Genomic DNA, 20255 nt, shown 5'->3' with positions numbered 1-20255 from the left:
CTTCTGCGGGCAATCTGCTCAAAAGAACGTAAGTTCTTTTGAGCATCTGACTTACGCTAATAAAAGATTAGGAAATCATCTTACGATGAGCCATTAGCTCAGTTGGTAGAGCATCTGACTTTTAATCAGAGGGTCGAAGGTTCGAGTCCTTCATGGCTCACCATTTTAAATGAATATGCGGGTGTGGCGGAATTGGCAGACGCACCAGACTTAGGATCTGGCGCCGCAAGGCGTGGGGGTTCGACTCCCTTCACCCGCACCATTTAATTTTCATATGCGGAAGTAGTTCAGTGGTAGAACATCACCTTGCCAAGGTGGGGGTCGCGGGTTCGAATCCCGTCTTCCGCTCCAATTTTTTAAGCCGGGGTGGCGGAACTGGCAGACGCACAGGACTTAAAATCCTGCGGTAGGTGACTACCGTACCGGTTCGATTCCGGTCCTCGGCACCATTTAAGTTAATTAAATTCATATGCGCCCTTAGCTCAGCTGGATAGAGTGTTTGACTACGAATCAAAAGGTCGGGAGTTCGAATCTCTCAGGGCGCACTTAACGGGAAGTAGCTCAGCTTGGTAGAGCACTTGGTTTGGGACCAAGGGGTCGCAGGTTCGAATCCTGTCTTCCCGACCATTCTTCACTTATAACTATATGGGGCCTTAGCTCAGCTGGGAGAGCGCCTGCTTTGCACGCAGGAGGTCAGCGGTTCGATCCCGCTAGGCTCCACCAAAAATTTTAATTATTTTATTGACATAGCATTAACACTCTGTTAATATAATAAAGTCGCACAAACGACATGAAATTGTTCTTTGAAAACTAAACAAACAAGACGTGTAAACAAACAAAAAATTATTAGCGAATCTTTCGTAAGAAAGTGAAGCTAAGCCAACGTAACAAAATGAGCTAATCAACTTTCTTGGAGAGTTTGATCCTGGCTCAGGACGAACGCTGGCGGCGTGCCTAATACATGCAAGTCGAGCGAATCAATAGGAGCTTGCTCCTGTTGATTAGCGGCGGACGGGTGAGTAACACGTGGGCAACCTGCCTGTAAGACTGGGATAACACCGGGAAACCGGTGCTAATACCGGATAATCCTTTTCCTCTCATGAGGAAAAGCTGAAAGTCGGTTTCGGCTGACACTTACAGATGGGCCCGCGGCGCATTAGCTAGTTGGTGAGGTAATGGCTCACCAAGGCGACGATGCGTAGCCGACCTGAGAGGGTGATCGGCCACACTGGGACTGAGACACGGCCCAGACTCCTACGGGAGGCAGCAGTAGGGAATCTTCCACAATGGACGAAAGTCTGATGGAGCAACGCCGCGTGAGCGATGAAGGCCTTCGGGTCGTAAAGCTCTGTTGTTAGGGAAGAACAAGTACCGGAGTAACTGCCGGTACCTTGACGGTACCTAACCAGAAAGCCACGGCTAACTACGTGCCAGCAGCCGCGGTAATACGTAGGTGGCAAGCGTTGTCCGGAATTATTGGGCGTAAAGCGCGCGCAGGCGGTCCTTTAAGTCTGATGTGAAAGCCCACGGCTCAACCGTGGAGGGTCATTGGAAACTGGGGGACTTGAGTGCAGAAGAGGAAAGCGGAATTCCACGTGTAGCGGTGAAATGCGTAGAGATGTGGAGGAACACCAGTGGCGAAGGCGGCTTTCTGGTCTGTAACTGACGCTGAGGCGCGAAAGCGTGGGGAGCAAACAGGATTAGATACCCTGGTAGTCCACGCCGTAAACGATGAGTGCTAAGTGTTAGGGGGTTTCCGCCCCTTAGTGCTGCAGCTAACGCATTAAGCACTCCGCCTGGGGAGTACGGCCGCAAGGCTGAAACTCAAAGGAATTGACGGGGGCCCGCACAAGCGGTGGAGCATGTGGTTTAATTCGAAGCAACGCGAAGAACCTTACCAGGTCTTGACATCCTCTGACACTCCTAGAGATAGGAATTTCCCCTTCGGGGGACAGAGTGACAGGTGGTGCATGGTTGTCGTCAGCTCGTGTCGTGAGATGTTGGGTTAAGTCCCGCAACGAGCGCAACCCTTGATCTTAGTTGCCAGCATTCAGTTGGGCACTCTAAGGTGACTGCCGGTGACAAACCGGAGGAAGGTGGGGATGACGTCAAATCATCATGCCCCTTATGACCTGGGCTACACACGTGCTACAATGGATGGTACAAAGGGCTGCAAGACCGCGAGGTTTAGCCAATCCCATAAAACCATTCTCAGTTCGGATTGCAGGCTGCAACTCGCCTGCATGAAGCCGGAATCGCTAGTAATCGCGGATCAGCATGCCGCGGTGAATACGTTCCCGGGCCTTGTACACACCGCCCGTCACACCACGAGAGTTTGTAACACCCGAAGTCGGTGGGGTAACCGCAAGGAGCCAGCCGCCTAAGGTGGGACAGATGATTGGGGTGAAGTCGTAACAAGGTAGCCGTATCGGAAGGTGCGGCTGGATCACCTCCTTTCTAAGGATAAAGCTGGACCTGTGAGCCAGACAAAACAGTTTGTGACACGATCTTTGTTTGTTTAGTTTTGAGAGTACAATTCTCTCAAAGCTTTTTTTAATCGTTCTTTGAAAACTAGATAATCGTAATGAAGAAGTCAATGTAAGAACCGATCAATGCCATTTTAGTTTTCTCTCTTATGTAAGTAAGAGAATAACCTTTTAGGTTAAGTTAGAAAGGGCGCACGGTGAATGCCTTGGCACTAGGAGCCGATGAAGGACGGGACTAACACCGATATGCTTCGGGGAGCTGTAAGTAAGCTTTGATCCGGAGATTTCCGAATGGGGGAACCCACTGTTCGTAATGGAACAGTATCTTTACCTGAATACATAGGGTAATGAAGGCATACCCGGGGAACTGAAACATCTAAGTACCCGGAGGAAGAGAAAGCAAACGCGATTCCCTGAGTAGCGGCGAGCGAAACGGGACATAGCCCAAACCAAGAGGCTTGCCTCTTGGGGTTGTAGGACACTCAACATGGAGTTACAAAGGAACGGGGTAGATGAAGCGATCTGGAAAGGTCCGTCATAGAAGGTAAAAACCCTGTAGTCGAAACTTCGTTCCCTCCTGAGTGGATCCTGAGTACGGCCGGACACGAGAAATCCGGTCGGAAGCAGGGAGGACCATCTCCCAAGGCTAAATACTCCCTAGTGACCGATAGTGAACCAGTACCGTGAGGGAAAGGTGAAAAGCACCCCGGAAGGGGAGTGAAATAGTTCCTGAAACCGTGTGCCTACAAGTAGTTAGAGCCCGTTAATGGGTGATAGCGTGCCTTTTGTAGAATGAACCGGCGAGTTACGATCCCATGCAAGGTTAAGTTGAAAAGACGGAGCCGCAGCGAAAGCGAGTCTGAATAGGGCGTATGAGTATGTGGTCGTAGACCCGAAACCAGGTGATCTACCCATGTCCAGGGTGAAGTCCAGGTAACACTGGATGGAGGCCCGAACCCACGCACGTTGAAAAGTGCGGGGATGAGGTGTGGGTAGCGGAGAAATTCCAATCGAACTTGGAGATAGCTGGTTCTCTCCGAAATAGCTTTAGGGCTAGCCTCACGTAGTAAGAGTCTTGGAGGTAGAGCACTGTTTGGACTAGGGGCCCTCATCGGGTTACCGAATTCAGACAAACTCCGAATGCCAAAGACTTATCCGTGGGAGTCAGACTGCGAGTGATAAGATCCGTAGTCAAAAGGGAAACAGCCCAGACCACCAGCTAAGGTCCCAAAGTATACGTTAAGTGGAAAAGGATGTGGAGTTGTTTAGACAACCAGGATGTTGGCTTAGAAGCAGCCACCATTTAAAGAGTGCGTAATAGCTCACTGGTCGAATGACTCTGCGCCGAAAATGTACCGGGGCTAAACGTATCACCGAAGCTGTGGATTGACATCTTAGATGTCAGTGGTAGGAGAGCGTTCTAAGGGCGTTGAAGCTAGACCGTAAGGACTGGTGGAGCGCTTAGAAGTGAGAATGCCGGTATGAGTAGCGAAAGATGAGTGAGAATCTCATCCACCGAATGCCTAAGGTTTCCTGAGGAAGGCTCGTCCGCTCAGGGTTAGTCGGGACCTAAGCCGAGGCCGAAAGGCGTAGGCGATGGACAACAGGTTGATATTCCTGTACCACCTCTTTATCGTTTGAGCAATGGGGGGACGCAGGAGGATAGGGTAAGCGCGCTGTTGGATATGCGCGTCTAAGCAGTTAGGCTGAGAAGTAGGCAAATCCGCTTCTCGCGAAGGCTGAGCTGTGATAGCGAGGGAAATTTAGTACCGAAGTTCCTGATTCCACACTGCCAAGAAAAGCCTCTAGCGAGATAAAAGGTGCCCGTACCGCAAACCGACACAGGTAGGCGAGGAGAGAATCCTAAGGTGAGCGAGAGAACTCTCGTTAAGGAACTCGGCAAAATGACCCCGTAACTTCGGGAGAAGGGGTGCTTTTTGAGGTGAATAGCCTCGAAGAGCCGCAGTGAATAGGCCCAGGCGACTGTTTAGCAAAAACACAGGTCTCTGCGAAGCCGCAAGGCGAAGTATAGGGGCTGACGCCTGCCCGGTGCTGGAAGGTTAAGAGGAGGGGTTAGCGCAAGCGAAGCTCTGAATCGAAGCCCCAGTAAACGGCGGCCGTAACTATAACGGTCCTAAGGTAGCGAAATTCCTTGTCGGGTAAGTTCCGACCCGCACGAAAGGCGTAACGATCTGGGCACTGTCTCAACGAGAGACTCGGTGAAATTATAGTACCTGTGAAGATGCAGGTTACCCGCGACAGGACGGAAAGACCCCGTGGAGCTTTACTGTAGCCTGATATTGAATTTTGGTACAGCTTGTACAGGATAGGTAGGAGCCTGAGAAGCCGGAGCGCTAGCTTCGGTGGAGGCGTCGGTGGGATACTACCCTGGCTGTATTGAAATTCTAACCCGCACCCCTGATCGGGGTGGGAGACAGTGTCAGGTGGGCAGTTTGACTGGGGCGGTCGCCTCCTAAAGAGTAACGGAGGCGCCCAAAGGTTCCCTCAGAATGGTTGGAAATCATTCGCAGAGTGTAAAGGCACAAGGGAGCTTGACTGCGAGACCTACAAGTCGAGCAGGGACGAAAGTCGGGCTTAGTGATCCGGTGGTTCCGCATGGAAGGGCCATCGCTCAACGGATAAAAGCTACCCCGGGGATAACAGGCTTATCTCCCCCAAGAGTCCACATCGACGGGGAGGTTTGGCACCTCGATGTCGGCTCATCGCATCCTGGGGCTGTAGTCGGTCCCAAGGGTTGGGCTGTTCGCCCATTAAAGCGGTACGCGAGCTGGGTTCAGAACGTCGTGAGACAGTTCGGTCCCTATCCGTCGTGGGCGCAGGAAATTTGAGAGGAGCTGTCCTTAGTACGAGAGGACCGGGATGGACGCACCGCTGGTGTACCAGTTGTTCTGCCAAGGGCATCGCTGGGTAGCTATGTGCGGACGGGATAAGTGCTGAAAGCATCTAAGCATGAAGCCCCCCTCAAGATGAGATTTCCCATAGCGCAAGCTAGTAAGAACCCTGAAAGATGATCAGGTTGATAGGTCAGAGGTGGAAGCGTGGTAACATGTGGAGCTGACTGATACTAATCGTTCGAGGACTTAACCAATTTATAAGGCATACTCATTTTACAACTTCTTCTGCATTATCTAGTTTTGAGGGAATGATTCCTCAATTAAATAGTCTGGCAGCAATGGCGAGAAGGCCACACCCGTTCCCATACCGAACACGGAAGTTAAGCTTCTCAGCGCCGATGGTAGTTGGGACACGCGTCCCTGTGAGAGTAGGACGTTGCCAGGCAAATCTAAGACAACCAGAAATGGTTGTCTTTTTGCTATGAGGAGAAACTTGTTTAGTGTTAGAAGATTAGGGTTTTACCATGCCCGTTAATGAGTAAAATGTCCATCGGAGGGGTTCCGAAGGACAAAACCTCGCAAGTGAACAAGGAAAATGTCTATCGGAGAGGGTCCGAAGGACAAAACTGCACAAGTGAACAGGGAAAATGTCTATCGGAGGGCTTCCGAAGGACAAGACTCCACAAGTAAACAGGGAAAATGTCTATCGTAAATGCTCTAAATGACAAAAGGTTACTGATAAAAGGGTCATTCCCAAATACAAATCAAAGACAGCCAAAAAGGTTGTCTTTTTTGTGTTCTCATTTTTATTCAACCACCCCACCCCTACATATTTTAACTAATGTAGGTTTCACAATAGCGAGATTTGGAGAAAATCATTAGTAGTGAATCGTTGCATCTACATAAAAAATTCAGTATAATTTAGTCAAATATAGTCAAAGTCAGAGAATGGGGGTGGGAAGATGAGAAACATCTCTGATATTATTGAAAAATATCTTAAACAAGTATTGGAATTAAGTGAAAAGGATCTTGTTGAAATTAAACGAAGTGAAATCGCTGATAAATTTCAATGTGTACCATCTCAAATAAATTATGTAATCAATACCCGTTTTACAATTGAAAGAGGATATATTGTGGAGAGTAAACGGGGCGGTGGCGGGTATATAAGGATTATGAAGGTTCAATCCCATGACTTGGCCCATTTAATTGATCAATTGCTCTCACTAATACAAGGCAGGGTTAGTCAAACGAGTGCAGAAGATGTCATTTTAAGGCTCGTACAAGAAGAAATTATTTCACAGCGGGAAGCGAAAATTATGTTAAGTGTAATCGATCGTTCCGTTCTTTATATTGATCTTCCATACCGAGATGAATTAAGAGCAAGAATGCTAAAAGCGATGTTAACATCTTTAAAATATAAATAAATTTTTTTCTGAGTAAGAGGTGAAAGTATGATTTGCCAAGAATGTAATCAAAGACCTGCAGCGCTTCATTTTACAAAAATCATTAATGGTGAAAAGACTGAAGTACATCTTTGTGAAAAGTGTGCTCAGGAAAAGGGAGAAATGTTCATTTTTAATGGGGAATCTGGTTTTGCTTTTAATAATTTATTAGCAGGATTATTAAATATTGATCCGAACTTTCAAAAGCCTAGCCAAAGTCCCTTCCACCAGGAGGAGATTCTTCAATGCGCTTCTTGTTCAATGACCTTTCCACAGTTTTTAAAGGTAGGCCGCTTTGGATGTTCCCATTGTTACGAAGCGTTTAAAGAACAACTTATACCAGTTTTAAGACGACTTCATAGTGGGAACTGGACACATAATGGGAAAATACCGAAGAGAATTGGTGGAGGCATCCATCTTCGTAAACAAATTGAAGAATTGAAAAGTAATCTAAAGGAATCAATCCAAAATGAAGAATTTGAAAAGGCGGCAGAGATTCGTGATGAAATACGAAAGTTGGAGAAAAATTTAGCAGCCAGCCACGAGGGAGGGGAATAACATGTCGCTTGAGCGATTTCTAAATCAAGCTGTCAGCTCCTGGATGAGTGCGGAAGGACCGGATTCAGATATTGTCCTTAGCTCCCGTATTCGTTTGGCTCGTAACTTTGATGCATATAAATTTCCAACCCTTTTTTCACATGAAGAAGCAAAATTGATTATTGAAAATATGGAAGAAATTTTAAAACAGTCTCCTATTCAAAAGTTTGGCCAAATGGAATTGTTGAAAATTGAAGAATTACAACCGCTCCAAAAAAGAGTATTAGTTGAAAAACATTTAATAAGCCCTCATCTAGCTGAAGATTCACCATATGGGGCAGTTATATTAACCGAAAATGAAGAAGTTAGTATTATGATTAATGAAGAGGATCATATCCGGATTCAATGCTTGTATCCAGGTTTGCAATTATCTGAAGCGTTGGATGCTGCGAATGAAATCGATGATTGGCTTGAAAGTAATATTCAATACGCATTTGATGAAAAACACGGCTATTTAACCAGTTGTCCTACAAACGTTGGAACAGGTCTCCGTGCTTCGGTCATGATGCACTTGCCAGGGTTAATGTTAACACAGCAAATTAATAAAATTATTCCTGCAATTCACCAATTAGGTCTTGTTGTTAGAGGAATTTATGGTGAAGGTAGCGAAGCATTAGGTAATATATTTCAAATTTCTAATCAGATCACACTTGGTAAATCAGAAGAGGACATTGGCCGTGACCTAAGAGGGGTTGTAAGTCAACTCATTTCACAAGAAAGGTCGGCCCGTGAAGCATTACGAAAAACTTCGAACATACAATTAGAAGACAGAGTGTTCAGATCATTAGGTGTGTTATCTAATAGCCGAATTATTGAATCGAAAGAAGCAGCTAGATGTTTATCTGATGTTCGGCTTGGAATAGATATGGGTTATATTGATAAAATGCCTAAGACAATCTTAAATGAATTAATGATACTGACCCAGCCAGGATTCTTACAGCAATATGCTGGGGGTTCATTAAGACCACATGAAAGAGACATCAGACGGGCAGCATTAATTAGGGAACGAATAAAAATGGAGCAAGAAAAATAGGTGGGGAGGAAGAGAATATGATGTTCGGCCGTTTTACTGAAAGAGCGCAGAAAGTTCTAGCTTTAGCACAAGAGGAAGCGATTCGTCTTGGTCATAACAATATTGGAACAGAGCACATTTTATTGGGGTTAACTCGGGAAGGGGAAGGGATTGCTGCGAAAGCCCTTTATGGACTTGGTTTAGGTTCTGAAAAAATCCAAAAAGAAGTAGAAAATTTAATTGGCAAAGGACAGGATGCTTCTCAAACCATTCACTATACTCCAAGAGCTAAAAAGGTCATTGAATTATCGATGGATGAAGCACGAAAATTAGGACATTCCTATGTAGGGACCGAGCATATTCTCCTTGGCTTAATCCGAGAAGGAGAAGGGGTTGCTGCACGAGTACTTAATAATTTGGGAGTTAGTTTAAATAAGGCAAGACAGCAAGTGCTTCAACTATTAGGAAGTAATGAGTCTGGCGGGCATCAAGGCGGGGCATCAGCAAGTGCTAACACGCCGACGCTAGATAGCCTTGCACGGGATCTAACGTCAATTGCCCGTGAAGGTAGCCTGGATCCTGTTATTGGACGCGGTAAGGAAATTCAACGTGTGATTGAAGTATTAAGCCGACGGACTAAAAATAACCCGGTATTAATTGGAGAGCCTGGTGTAGGTAAAACAGCCATAGCAGAAGGACTCGCCCAACAAATTGTCAATAATGAAGTCCCTGAAATACTGCGTGATAAACGAGTAATGACGCTTGATATGGGGACAGTAGTAGCAGGGACAAAATACCGTGGTGAATTTGAAGATCGTTTGAAAAAAGTCATGGATGAAATTCGCCAAGCAGGAAATATTATTCTTTTCATCGATGAGTTGCATACATTGATTGGTGCGGGTGGTGCAGAAGGGGCTATTGATGCTTCCAATATTTTAAAGCCATCGCTTGCTCGTGGAGAACTCCAATGTATTGGAGCAACCACACTTGATGAATATCGAAAATATATCGAAAAAGATGCCGCTTTAGAACGACGTTTCCAACCAATTCGTGTTGATGAACCAACAGCGGAAGAATCGATCCAGATTTTAGAAGGTTTACGTGACCGCTATGAAGCCCATCACCGTGTCTCCATTACAGATGAAGCGATTAAGGCAGCTGTTAAACTGTCAGACCGCTATATCTCTGATCGCTTCCTGCCAGATAAAGCGATTGATCTAATCGATGAAGCAGGTTCCAAGGTACGGCTTCGTTCCTTTACCACTCCACCTAATTTAAAAGAATTAGAAGTGAAGCTTGAGGAAGTACGAAAGGAAAAAGATTCTGCAGTCCAGAGTCAAGAATTTGAAAAAGCGGCTTCTTTACGGGATACGGAGCAGCGTTTGCGTGAACAACTAGAGGAAACAAAGAAGAGCTGGAAGGAAAAGCAAGGGAAAGAAAACAATGAAGTAACAGTTGAAGATATTGCAAGTGTTGTTTCAAGTTGGACCGGTGTACCTGTTTCCAAGCTTGCTCAAACAGAGATGACAAAGCTGCTAAATTTAGAGGAAGTTCTCCATTCTCGTGTCATTGGCCAGGAGGAAGCTGTTAAGGCAGTATCTAAGGCAGTCCGTCGTGCTAGAGCAGGATTAAAAGATCCAAAACGGCCAATTGGTTCCTTCGTTTTCTTAGGACCTACTGGTGTAGGGAAAACAGAATTAGCCCGTGCCCTTGCGGAAGCCATGTTTGGTGACGAGGATGCGATGATTCGGATTGACATGTCCGAGTATATGGAGAAGCATTCTACCTCTCGTCTAGTTGGTTCTCCGCCAGGATATGTCGGCTATGAGGAAGGCGGACAATTAACAGAGAAGGTTCGTAGAAAGCCATATTCCGTTGTTTTACTTGATGAAATTGAAAAGGCACATCCAGACGTATTTAATATCCTTTTGCAGGTTCTAGAGGATGGCCGTTTGACTGATTCAAAAGGAAGAACAGTAGATTTCCGTAATACCGTCTTGATTATGACATCCAATGTTGGTGCTGAAGCCTTAAAACGGAACAAGTATGTGGGCTTTAATATTCAGGATGGCGAACAGGATTATAAAGACATGAAGGGGAAAGTAATGGGTGAATTAAAGAAAGCCTTCCGCCCTGAATTCCTGAACCGTATTGATGAAATTATTGTTTTCCATGCGTTGGAGAGAAAGCATCTTGAAGAGATTGTAACTTTACTTTCAGAGCAGTTAATTAAACGCTTAAAAGAGCAAAATATTTCTTTAGAATTAACTTTAGCAGCGAAGGAAAAAATTTCTCAGGAAGGTTATGACCCTGAGTATGGGGCAAGACCATTGCGCCGTGCGATTCAAAAGCATATTGAAGACCGACTTTCAGAGGAATTATTAAAAGGAACATTATTAACAGGTCAGCATGCGGTGATCGATGTTGATAATGGAGAATTTATTGTTCGAATGGAAGAGAAAACAAGTTTGGTAAAATAGGAATGTAATCAATTGATGCAATACCATGAGAGGTACACGTGAATAAAGCTAAACCGTGTGCCTCTTTTTTCATTTATTTGTGCGCAAGAGAGGATCGAAGGAGAATGGCAAAACGTAAGACAAAGTTTATGTGTCAGGAGTGCGGGTATGAATCTCCAAAGTGGATGGGGAAATGCCCTGGCTGCGGTGAATGGAATAAGATGGTCGAGGAAGTTGAAGTAACTGGTGCAACAAGAAGAGGGGCATTCGCCCATTCCCAAGGCGGATCAGGACTATTAGCCAAACCAATGCCGATCAATTCTATTGAAATGGAGAATGAACCAAGGATTCAAACGGACTTAAATGAATTAAACCGGGTACTTGGCGGGGGTGTGGTCAAGGGATCCTTAGTGCTGATTGGCGGAGACCCTGGAATCGGTAAATCAACGCTTCTGTTACAGGTATCATCACAATTAGCTAATAAAGGAAATAAGGTTTTATACATATCTGGTGAGGAATCATTACGGCAAACAAAGCTTCGTGCGGAGCGATTAGGAATATCCTCTGAAAATCTCCTCGTTTACTCTGAAACGAATCTTGAGGAAATTAACCGGACCATCGATAGTACAAATCCAAGCTTTGTCATCATTGATTCTATCCAAACTGTATTTCATCCAGATGTAACAAGCGCACCTGGGAGTGTCTCACAGGTGCGTGAGTGTACCTCGGAATTAATGAGAATAGGGAAAACCAAAGGGATTGCGATCTTTATTGTTGGACACGTAACGAAAGAAGGATCGATAGCCGGCCCTAGACTGTTAGAGCATATGGTGGATACCGTCCTCTATTTTGAAGGAGAAAGACATCATACCTATCGGATTTTACGGGCAGTTAAAAACCGTTTTGGTTCAACCAATGAAATGGGAATCTTTGAAATGAAAGAATTCGGTCTTGAAGAAGTGGCAAATCCCTCCGAAATATTTTTAGAAGAGCGTTCACGGGGTGCTGCTGGCTCAACGGTGGTCGCATCGATGGAAGGGACAAGACCGGTCCTCGTTGAAATTCAAGCGTTAATTTCCCCCACTAGCTTTGGTAACCCAAGAAGAATGGCAACTGGAATTGATCATAACCGTGTGCCACTTTTGATGGCAGTTTTAGAAAAACGGGTTGGGATGCTCCTTCAGAATCAGGATGCATACCTAAAAGTTGCTGGTGGCGTAAAATTGGATGAACCAGCAATTGATTTAGCGGTGGCTGTCAGTATTGCTTCCAGCTTTAGAGATAAACCCACAAGACCAACCGATTGTATTATCGGAGAAGTCGGGTTAACCGGTGAAGTAAGAAGGGTTTCAAGGATTGAGCAGCGTGTCCAGGAAGCGGCCAAGCTAGGATTCGAGCGAGTTATTCTCCCTGCTAATAATCTTGGCGGCTGGAAGGGCCCAAACGGAGTTGAACTCATTGGTGTGAAGTCAGTGAGCGAAGCATTAAAAGCAGCGTTAGGAGGGTAGCAGATGGAGAGTAAAAAGCTTGGTGAGCATACCGTAAGTGAAGTTTTACAGTTCCTTGCACCTGGTACACCCATTCGCGAGGGAATCGACAATGTGCTCCGTGCGAACACAGGCGGCCTTATTGTCATTGGTTTTAACGAAAAGGTAAAAAGTATCGTTGACGGCGGCTTTGAAATCAACTGCCCATTTTCGCCCAGCTTTTTATATGAATTAGCAAAAATGGACGGGGCCATCATCCTCAATGAATTAGGAAATAAAATTCTCTTTGCCAATGCCCAGTTAGCCCCTGATTCCGATATACCTTCTTCTGAAACAGGGATGCGGCACCGCACAGCAGAAAGGGTAGCGAAACAAACAAAAGCCCTAGTGATTGCCATTTCCCAAAGGAGAAATGTCATTACCCTGTATCAAGGGAATTTTCGCTATGCATTAAAAGATATTGCGGTAATTTTAACTAAAGCCAATCAAGCCATTCAGACGCTTGAGAAGTATAAAACCGTTTTGGAACAAAGTATCAGCAATTTGAGTATCCTAGAGTTCGAGGAGTCCGTAACCTATAACGATTTTTTACTTGTTCTCCATCGTTTTGAAATGGTCTTAAAGATTAAGAATGAACTTCTAACCTATTTACATGAGTTAGGAACAGAAGGCCGTCTCATTCGTTTACAATTGAATGAAATATTAACAGATCTCGAAGACGAAACCATGCTCATTATTAAAGATTATGCCTTCGACAGAGACATCAAGGCCAGAGAAGTAATTGGACGGATGCAGTCCATGGCAACGAGCGGTACCATTGAGGATATGGTCTTATTAAAATTGATGGGATACCTTGGCTATGTGCACCTGGATGAGAATAAAAGTCCGCGCGGCTACAGAATTCTTAATAAAATTCCAAGACTTCCATCCATCATTATTGAAAATCTCATCAGCAGTTTTGGTGAGCTTTCAAAAATAATAACCGCAACAGTGGAAGAACTTGATGATGTGGAAGGAATCGGGGAAGTTCGTGCCAAAAAGATTAAGGAAGGCTTTAAATTGATAAAAGAGCGGTTATACACCGACCGCCATCTATAAAAGCAATTATATTTAGGTTCCTAAAAGTTAAAAAAATCCAATTGTTTGACACAAAAATTTTCCAATGCTACCCTATGGGGAGAATCTTCAACCTATTAATTTTCACTAACAAACTAAATTTAATACGTTTTGTAATCGAAAAATAATCTGTAAATTAAGGTTTCATTTCCATGAATATGTTTATAATGAATAGAGGAGGTGAAGGAATGTTAAAACGTATTGTGCAGGCTTGCTTCCTCATTATAGGTGGTACGCTTGGTATTTTGTTATTACCGGAATTGTTCAATTTACTTCATATCAATGACATTCCCTTAATTAACAACTCGTATATCACTGCTATTATAGGTGCTATTATTTTTTATCTTATTACCTTTTGGGCAGTAGATTATGTTTTTAACTTTATTAAATGGGCTGAAGATTCTTTAGTGAAAGTTCCTGTAACAGATGTCCTTTTTGGAAGTGTAGGTCTAATCTTTGGATTGTTGGTTGCGTTTTTAATCGGCTTTGCCCTGAATGCTGTGCAAGTCCCAATATTAAATGCTGTGGCTCCGATATTACTGACCATTTTGTTTGGTTATCTCGGCTTTCAGGTGGGCTTCAAGAAAAGGGATGAACTTTTAGGTCTTTTTGGAAACCGCGGTAACAAGAAAAAAACCAGTGATGAAGAGAATGATAAGGAAGTTAATCATCCTTTGAAAATATTAGATACGAGCGTTATCATTGATGGGCGCGTTGCTGATATTTGTCAGACCGGATTTTTAGAAGGAACGATTGTTATTCCACAGTTCGTCCTTGAGGAATTACAGCATATTGCCGATTCTTCCGATGTGTTGAAACGAAATCGCGGCCGCAGAGGCTTGGATATATTAAACCGAATTCAAAAGGAACTCGCCATAAAGGTAGAAATTTATGAAGGCGATTTTGAGGAAATTAGTGAAGTGGACTCAAAGCTCGTTAAATTAGCTAAAATAACCAATGGCATCTTGGTCACGAATGATTTTAATCTGAATAAAGTCTGTGAATTGCAAAATGTATCTGTGTTAAACATCAATGATTTAGCAAATGCCGTCAAACCTGTTGTCCTTCCTGGTGAGGAATTAACCGTTCAAGTCATTAAGGATGGAAAAGAATATCATCAAGGCGTTGCTTATTTAGATGACGGAACGATGATTGTGGTTGAGGAAGGTAGAGAATATATCGGGAAAAGAATCGAGGTTCTCGTAACGAGTGTTCTCCAGACATCGGCAGGACGAATGATATTTGCCAAGCCCAAATTATTAGAAAAAGCACTGTAGCTTAAAAAGCGGAAGCGCCTTGCTCAGGGGCGACAAGCATAAGACGAGCCGGCGGGAAGGTCGTTCTTTGACCTTCCCGCTGGATTGGCTTATGACCTCGAGCCCCTAGGCGCTCCTCAGAAAAGCTAACGCTTTTCTTTCGTGCGAGGCTTCGCTCCGAAGCATAATCTTATGGAGCTAGATTTGATATTAGATAGAGTGGGGTAATGATATGACCTACCAAGTCATTCTCCCGGCAGCGGGCCAGGGAAAAAGAATGGGAGCAGGGAAAAATAAGCTTTTATTGGAACTTAACGGTATTCCTGTTCTAATCCATACATTAAGGGTGTTTGAACAGGATGAAGCTTGCAGCGGGATTATTTTAGCCATTCATCCACAGGATAAACCAGAATTTAAAGTGTTACTCGATCGGTATAATGTGACGAAGGTAAACAACTTAGTACCGGGTGGAAATGAACGTCAGGATAGCATTTATAATGCTCTTAAATCAGTCGAAACCGACGGGATTATCCTTGTGCATGATGCGGCGCGTCCTTTTATCTTAAAAGAACATATCCACCGTTTAACTGAAATGGCTGAAGAAACAGGTGCAGCCATTTTGGGAGTGCCGGCAAAAGACACCATGAAAAAGATAAATGATGGTGTGGTCGTTGAAACTGTCGAACGTTCAAGCTTGTGGGCTGTTCAAACCCCACAAGCTTTTCGCATTTTGCTGCTTAAGGAAGCGTATGAAAAGGCCGAAAAGGATCACTTTCTGGGAACCGATGATGCTAGTTTGGTTGAGCGGCTTCACTATCCTGTTGCGGTAGTAGAAGGCGATTACGATAATATAAAACTAACGACACCAGAAGATTTGTTCTTTGCTGAAGCAATATTGAAAAAAAGGGGTTTTTAATGATGTTTCGAATTGGTCAGGGCTTTGATGTTCATCAATTAACAGAAGGGCGCCCGCTAATCATTGGTGGGATTACAATCCCTTATGAAAGGGGTTTGCTAGGTCATTCAGATGCTGATGTGTTATTACATACGGTCTCCGATGCCTGTCTTGGTGCGATTGGGGAAGGCGATATTGGCAAACACTTTCCGGATACCGATCCAAATTTTAAAGATGCTGACTCCGCGAAACTGATGGAGCATGTATGGCAATTGGTGAAAAATAAAGGGTACGAGCTTGTGAATGCCGATTGTACAATTATTGCTCAACAGCCCAAGATGGCACCCTATATTGAGCAAATGCGCGGTAGGATTGCGGAATTGCTAGAGGCAGCACCTGAACAAGTTAATGTAAAGGCGACAACAACAGAGAAGCTAGGCTTCACTGGCAGAGGGGAAGGCATTGCCTCCCAGGTAGTTGTATTGTTAAAAAAGGTTAACAATTAACCTTTTACAGTGAACGGCACAATGATACAATAAATCAGATAAAAACATATAGTAAAGCTGTCTAGCTCCAGCGCCTAGGGGCTTTTGCTTTTCGAGAATGGAGGCATTATAGTTATGTCAAACGAAGTTCGTGTAAGATATGCTCCAAGTCCAACGGGACATTTACATATTGGAAACGCCCGTACTGCATTATTTAATTATTTATTTGCACGCCATCATGGCGGGAAATTTATTATCCGAATTGAAGATACCGATAAAAAGCGGAATATTGAAGGCGGAGAAGAAAGCCAGTTAAAATATTTAAAATGGCTTGGGATGGATTGGGACGAGGGTGTCGACGTTGGCGGCGAATACGGTCCATATCGCCAATCTGAGCGTAATGATATTTATGAAACCTACTACAACCAATTATTAGCAAATGGCCATGCCTATAAATGTTATTGTACAGAAGCTGAAATCGAAGCAGAGCGGGAGGCCCAGAGCGAAAGAGGAGAAACACCTCATTATTCCGGTAAATGCCGCCATTTAACCGATGAACAGCGCCGTCAATTTGAAAGCGAAGGCCGTCAGCCAAGCATCCGCATCCTCGTACCTGAGGGGAAAACCTATACGTTTGATGATATGGTCAAAGGCAGCGTTTCGTTTGAATCGGAAGGGATGGGTGATTGGGTCATCATTAAAAAGGATGGCACCCCAACCTATAACTTTGCTGTAACGATTGATGATTATTTAATGAAAATCTCTCATGTGCTCCGTGGCGATGATCATATTTCTAACACGCCAAAGCAATTGATGGTCTATGAAGCATTAGGCTGGGAGCCGCCAGTTTTTGGACACATGACTTTGATTGTCAATGAAAGCCGCAAAAAGTTAAGTAAGCGTGATGAGTCCATCATTCAGTTTATTGAACAATATGAAGAATTAGGTTATATCCCAGAAGCACTCTTTAACTTTATTACACTACTCGGCTGGTCGCCGGCAGGTGAAGAAGAAATTTACTCTAAGAACGAGTTTATTGAAATATTTGACGCGAATCGCCTATCCAAATCGCCAGCATTATTTGATAAGCAAAAGCTGTTGTGGATGAATAATCAATATATGAAAAAAATTGAGGTGAACCGTGTAGTTGATCTGGCTATGCCTCACTTAATTAAAGCAGGCCGAATAAGTGAAAGCATGACAGATGAACAGTATCAATGGCTCCAAGGACTTGTAGCTCTTTTACAGGAAAAAATGAGCTTTGGTGCTGAAATCGTGGAATTATCAGATATGTTCTTTCAAGAGGATGCTATCTATGAAGAAGATGCAAAGGAAATATTAACCGGGGAAACTGTTCCAGAAGTGTTAAGGGCATTTTCACATGAACTTGACCAACTGGAAAGCTTCCGGGCTGATGGTATAAAGGCAGCCATGAAGGCAGTTCAAAAGTCGACCGGTCAAAAGGGGAAAAATCTATTTATGCCAATTCGAGCGGCGGTAACAGGCCAAACACATGGACCAGACCTGCCAATGGCAATTGAACTCTTAGGTAAAGATAAGGTTCAAACGAGAATTAATAAAATTATTAGTTAACATTGGAGAAGAAATGTAATATAGTAGAGTAAACAATTATATAGTTACTAAAGTGTAGAAGAGGATAAGTAAAAAAAGGATGCTTTAAAGAGAAAACCATCACCGGCTGAAAGTGGTTTAAGCCTCTCGTTTTTTGAAATGCACCTCTGAGCCCTGTTTCGAAAAGAGTCAACTTCTAGTAGAAATGGGCGGAACCTATCCGTTAACAGGTAGAGTGAGACCCATATTAAGCTTTCCGTTACCAAAACGAGCTTTTCGGTCTAATCAGAGTGGAACCGCGCATAAGCGTCTCTGTCGTTAAGACAGAGGCGCTTTTTTGTTTCTAAGAAGATATATAACTTTGAACTTAGATAACAGTCTAGCGCAAGCGGCCCAGTGGCTAGTGTACTTCGCCCTTTTCCCTACGATAAGTCAACATCGGATCGCTTACCGCTCTCCGTGTTTCCTTTATCTCAGTCAAAGTGCTCCAGTCCATACGCCGCTAAACGGGCGGCTTACGCTTTATAAAAAGGGGGAGAATGGTAATGTTCAAGAAGTTGAGGGAGGACGTTGAGGTTGTTTTTGAACAAGATCCTGCGGCAAGAAGTCATTTAGAAGTCATCTTAACGTATTCAGGCTTGCATGCCATTTGGTCACATCGACTCGCGCATGCACTCTTTAATCGGAAATTCTATTTTCTAGCCAGGGTTATTTCACAAGTAAGCCGCTTTTTTACCGGAATTGAAATTCATCCTGGGGCAAAAATAGGCAGAAGATTTTTTATTGACCATGGTATGGGCGTTGTTATAGGGGAAACGTGCGAAATTGGGGATAATGTAACTATATATCAAGGGGTAACACTTGGTGGAACGGGTAAAGAGAAAGGAAAGCGGCATCCGACGATTAAGGATAATGTCCTGATTGCCACAGGTGCAAAGGTACTTGGTTCGATAACCGTGGGAGAAAATTCCAAAATTGGCGGCGGCTCAGTAGTATTAATAGAAGTCCCCCCTAACTCAACGGTAGTTGGGATTCCAGGGAGAGTGGTGATCCAGGATGGTAGAAGAATTACAAGAGACTTGAATCACTGTGACTTACCAGACCCTGTTGCCGACCGCTTAAGAGAAATGCAAAATGATTTGGATAAGTTAATGCACGAACTCGAAGAATTAAAAGGAGAAAGGATAAAAGTCAATGGCCATTCAACTTTATAATACACTAACGCGCAAAAAGGAAACCTTTGTACCGCTTGAAGAAAGAAAAGTGAAAATGTATGTTTGCGGTCCGACGGTCTATAATTATATTCATATTGGTAATGCACGTCCGGCAATCGTTTTTGATACGGTTCGGCGCTATTTGGAATATCGCGGCTATGATGTTCAATATGTTTCCAATTTTACCGATGTCGATGACAAATTGATTCGTGCTGCCAATCAATTAGGAGAAAGTGTTCCTGCGATTGCGGACCGATTTATCAATGCTTATTTTGAAGATGTGACGGCATTAGGCTGCCAAAAGGCAGATGTTCATCCACGGGTAATGGAAAACATGGACATTATCATTGATTTTATTAGTCAATTAGTCGAAAAAGGCTACGCTTATGAATCTGCAGGGGATGTTTATTTCCGGACAAGAAAATTCGATGAATATGGTAAGCTATCGCATCAATCCATTGATGACCTGCAGGTAGGTGCAAGAATTGAAGTCGGTGATAGGAAACAAGACGACTTAGACTTTGCCTTATGGAAAGCGGCCAAGGAAGGCGAAATCTTCTGGGAGAGTCCGTGGGGACTTGGCCGGCCGGGCTGGCATATTGAGTGCTCGGCAATGGCGAAAAAGTATCTTGGCGAAACCATTGACATTCATGCCGGTGGACAGGATTTGACCTTCCCGCATCATGAAAATGAAATTGCCCAATCAGAAGCACTGTCAGGAAAGTTATTTTCTCGTTACTGGATGCACAATGGCTATATCAATATTGATAATGAAAAAATGTCTAAATCATTAGGAAACTTTGTCCTTGTTCATGACATTATTAAAAAACATAATCCGCAAGTGTTACGGTTTTTTATGTTATCCGTTCATTACCGCAATCCGATTAATTACAGCGAGGAATTACTGGAGAGTACGAAAGCAGCATTTGAACGCATAACCACCTCTTATCAAAACTTAAAGCATCGGAAAGAAGCGAGTACTGACTTAACAAGTTCGAATCAGGTATGGTTTGAAAGTATTGCAAAAAGGCAAGAAGAATTTATTGAGGCAATGGATGATGATTTCAATACAGCTAAAGCGATTTCCGTTTTATTCGACCTTTCAAAACTGGCTAATTATTATCTTTTAGAGAAAAATACAGCTGTAGAAGTCATTGATTCCTTTACAAAACATTTTGAAAAGTTATTCCATGTCTTAGGGCTGACATTTGAAAAAGAAGAAATGCTCGATGAAGAAATCGATGCGCTGATTGAAAAGCGAATCCAAGCTCGAAAAGACCGTAATTTCCAATTGTCTGACCAAATAAGAGATCAGCTAAAGGAAATGAATATTATTTTAGAAGATACACCGCAGGGTACAAGGTGGAAAAGAGGCTAAT

At 43.7% G+C, this 20255-nt stretch carries 12 protein-coding genes, 7 tRNA genes, 3 rRNA genes and 1 other annotated feature; all 22 genes read left to right on the top strand.

Annotation, left to right across the window (positions count from 1 at the left end):
* Positions 1-87 precede the first annotated feature (87 nt).
* The 22 genes from QF028_RS27510 (at position 88) to cysS (ending at position 20254) form a co-directional block, all read left to right on the top strand.
* Positions 88-163 (top strand) — tRNA-Lys (locus tag QF028_RS27510).
* A gap of 14 nt (positions 164-177) precedes the next feature.
* Positions 178-262, top strand: a tRNA-Leu gene (locus QF028_RS27505).
* Between the two features lie 14 nt (positions 263-276).
* Positions 277-351: transfer RNA gene (locus QF028_RS27500), tRNA-Gly, on the top strand.
* 9 nt (positions 352-360) lie between these two features.
* Positions 361-449: transfer RNA gene (locus QF028_RS27495), tRNA-Leu, on the top strand.
* A 22-nt stretch (positions 450-471) separates the two neighbouring features.
* Positions 472-545: transfer RNA gene (locus QF028_RS27490), tRNA-Arg, on the top strand.
* Positions 546-550: 5 nt separating this feature from the next.
* Positions 551-627, top strand: a tRNA-Pro gene (locus QF028_RS27485).
* A 20-nt stretch (positions 628-647) separates the two neighbouring features.
* Positions 648-723 (top strand) — tRNA-Ala (locus tag QF028_RS27480).
* Between the two features lie 184 nt (positions 724-907).
* Positions 908-2457 (top strand): 16S ribosomal RNA (locus tag QF028_RS27475).
* Between the two features lie 203 nt (positions 2458-2660).
* A 23S ribosomal RNA gene (locus QF028_RS27470) occupies positions 2661-5595 on the top strand.
* Between the two features lie 74 nt (positions 5596-5669).
* Positions 5670-5786, top strand: a 5S ribosomal RNA gene (gene rrf / locus QF028_RS27465).
* Together the 16S, 23S and 5S rRNA genes with 7 tRNA genes alongside form the textbook arrangement of a ribosomal RNA operon.
* Before the next feature lie 517 nt (positions 5787-6303).
* The gene (locus QF028_RS27460; protein WP_088084955.1) at positions 6304-6765 is read left to right on the top strand and encodes a CtsR family transcriptional regulator; all 462 of its coding nucleotides are present in this window, start codon (positions 6304-6306) and stop codon (positions 6763-6765) included.
* A 27-nt stretch (positions 6766-6792) separates the two neighbouring features.
* Entirely contained in the window at positions 6793-7341 is a 549-nt protein-coding gene (locus tag QF028_RS27455; protein ID WP_215000181.1) for a UvrB/UvrC motif-containing protein, read from the top strand.
* 1 nt (position 7342) lies between these two features.
* On the top strand, positions 7343-8413 hold the full coding sequence (locus QF028_RS27450; protein ID WP_168241487.1) for a protein arginine kinase: 1071 nt from the start codon (positions 7343-7345) through the stop codon (positions 8411-8413).
* A gap of 17 nt (positions 8414-8430) precedes the next feature.
* Entirely contained in the window at positions 8431-10872 is a 2442-nt protein-coding gene (clpC, locus tag QF028_RS27445) for an ATP-dependent protease ATP-binding subunit ClpC (RefSeq protein WP_429470563.1), read from the top strand.
* A gap of 104 nt (positions 10873-10976) precedes the next feature.
* Positions 10977-12359: a DNA repair protein RadA gene (gene radA, locus QF028_RS27440; RefSeq protein ID WP_429470561.1), complete on the top strand. Its 1383-nt coding sequence runs from the start codon at positions 10977-10979 to the stop codon at positions 12357-12359.
* A 3-nt stretch (positions 12360-12362) separates the two neighbouring features.
* Positions 12363-13436: a DNA integrity scanning diadenylate cyclase DisA gene (disA, locus tag QF028_RS27435; protein ID WP_215000177.1), complete on the top strand. Its 1074-nt coding sequence runs from the start codon at positions 12363-12365 to the stop codon at positions 13434-13436.
* A gap of 206 nt (positions 13437-13642) precedes the next feature.
* Complete coding sequence (locus tag QF028_RS27430; RefSeq protein ID WP_215000175.1) at positions 13643-14731, top strand: PIN/TRAM domain-containing protein; 1089 nt, start codon at positions 13643-13645, stop codon at positions 14729-14731.
* A 211-nt stretch (positions 14732-14942) separates the two neighbouring features.
* The gene (ispD, locus tag QF028_RS27425; protein WP_429470558.1) at positions 14943-15626 is read left to right on the top strand and encodes a 2-C-methyl-D-erythritol 4-phosphate cytidylyltransferase; all 684 of its coding nucleotides are present in this window, start codon (positions 14943-14945) and stop codon (positions 15624-15626) included.
* Between the two features lie 2 nt (positions 15627-15628).
* A complete protein-coding gene (gene ispF, locus QF028_RS27420; RefSeq protein ID WP_088084963.1) occupies positions 15629-16111 on the top strand; it encodes a 2-C-methyl-D-erythritol 2,4-cyclodiphosphate synthase in 483 nt (160 codons plus the stop codon).
* Positions 16112-16225: 114 nt separating this feature from the next.
* Complete coding sequence (gene gltX / locus QF028_RS27415) at positions 16226-17683, top strand: glutamate--tRNA ligase (protein WP_429470556.1); 1458 nt, start codon at positions 16226-16228, stop codon at positions 17681-17683.
* Positions 17684-17729: 46 nt separating this feature from the next.
* Positions 17730-17979: a binding site (T-box leader), on the top strand.
* A gap of 228 nt (positions 17980-18207) precedes the next feature.
* Entirely contained in the window at positions 18208-18876 is a 669-nt protein-coding gene (gene cysE / locus QF028_RS27410) for a serine O-acetyltransferase (protein ID WP_214716660.1), read from the top strand.
* Positions 18857-20254, top strand: coding sequence for a cysteine--tRNA ligase (gene cysS / locus QF028_RS27405; RefSeq protein WP_429470554.1), 1398 nt, complete (start codon positions 18857-18859; stop codon positions 20252-20254). Before cysE ends, cysS begins: the two co-directional genes overlap by 20 nt.
* The last annotated feature ends 1 nt before the right edge of the window (position 20255 follow it).

Origin of the sequence: Neobacillus sp. B4I6, assembly GCF_050434045.1 — a bacterium.
GTDB lineage: Bacteria > Bacillota > Bacilli > Bacillales > Cytobacillaceae > Neobacillus.
Note: the sequence above shows the minus strand (reverse complement) of the source record. Positions and strands in the feature narration are given on the sequence as shown.

What these genes read in the sequence shown, in the direction of transcription:
- QF028_RS27460 (WP_088084955.1), top strand. Translation starts at nt 6,304, where the DNA reads ATGAGAAACATCTCTGATATTATTGAAAAATATCTTAAACAAGTATTG.
- QF028_RS27455 (WP_215000181.1), top strand. Translation starts at nt 6,793, where the DNA reads ATGATTTGCCAAGAATGTAATCAAAGACCTGCAGCGCTTCATTTTACA.
- QF028_RS27450 (WP_168241487.1), top strand. Translation starts at nt 7,343, where the DNA reads ATGTCGCTTGAGCGATTTCTAAATCAAGCTGTCAGCTCCTGGATGAGT.
- clpC (WP_429470563.1), top strand. Translation starts at nt 8,431, where the DNA reads ATGATGTTCGGCCGTTTTACTGAAAGAGCGCAGAAAGTTCTAGCTTTA.
- radA (WP_429470561.1), top strand. Translation starts at nt 10,977, where the DNA reads ATGGCAAAACGTAAGACAAAGTTTATGTGTCAGGAGTGCGGGTATGAA.
- disA (WP_215000177.1), top strand. Translation starts at nt 12,363, where the DNA reads ATGGAGAGTAAAAAGCTTGGTGAGCATACCGTAAGTGAAGTTTTACAG.
- QF028_RS27430 (WP_215000175.1), top strand. Translation starts at nt 13,643, where the DNA reads ATGTTAAAACGTATTGTGCAGGCTTGCTTCCTCATTATAGGTGGTACG.
- ispD (WP_429470558.1), top strand. Translation starts at nt 14,943, where the DNA reads ATGACCTACCAAGTCATTCTCCCGGCAGCGGGCCAGGGAAAAAGAATG.
- ispF (WP_088084963.1), top strand. Translation starts at nt 15,629, where the DNA reads ATGTTTCGAATTGGTCAGGGCTTTGATGTTCATCAATTAACAGAAGGG.
- gltX (WP_429470556.1), top strand. Translation starts at nt 16,226, where the DNA reads ATGTCAAACGAAGTTCGTGTAAGATATGCTCCAAGTCCAACGGGACAT.
- cysE (WP_214716660.1), top strand. Translation starts at nt 18,208, where the DNA reads ATGTTCAAGAAGTTGAGGGAGGACGTTGAGGTTGTTTTTGAACAAGAT.
- cysS (WP_429470554.1), top strand. Translation starts at nt 18,857, where the DNA reads ATGGCCATTCAACTTTATAATACACTAACGCGCAAAAAGGAAACCTTT.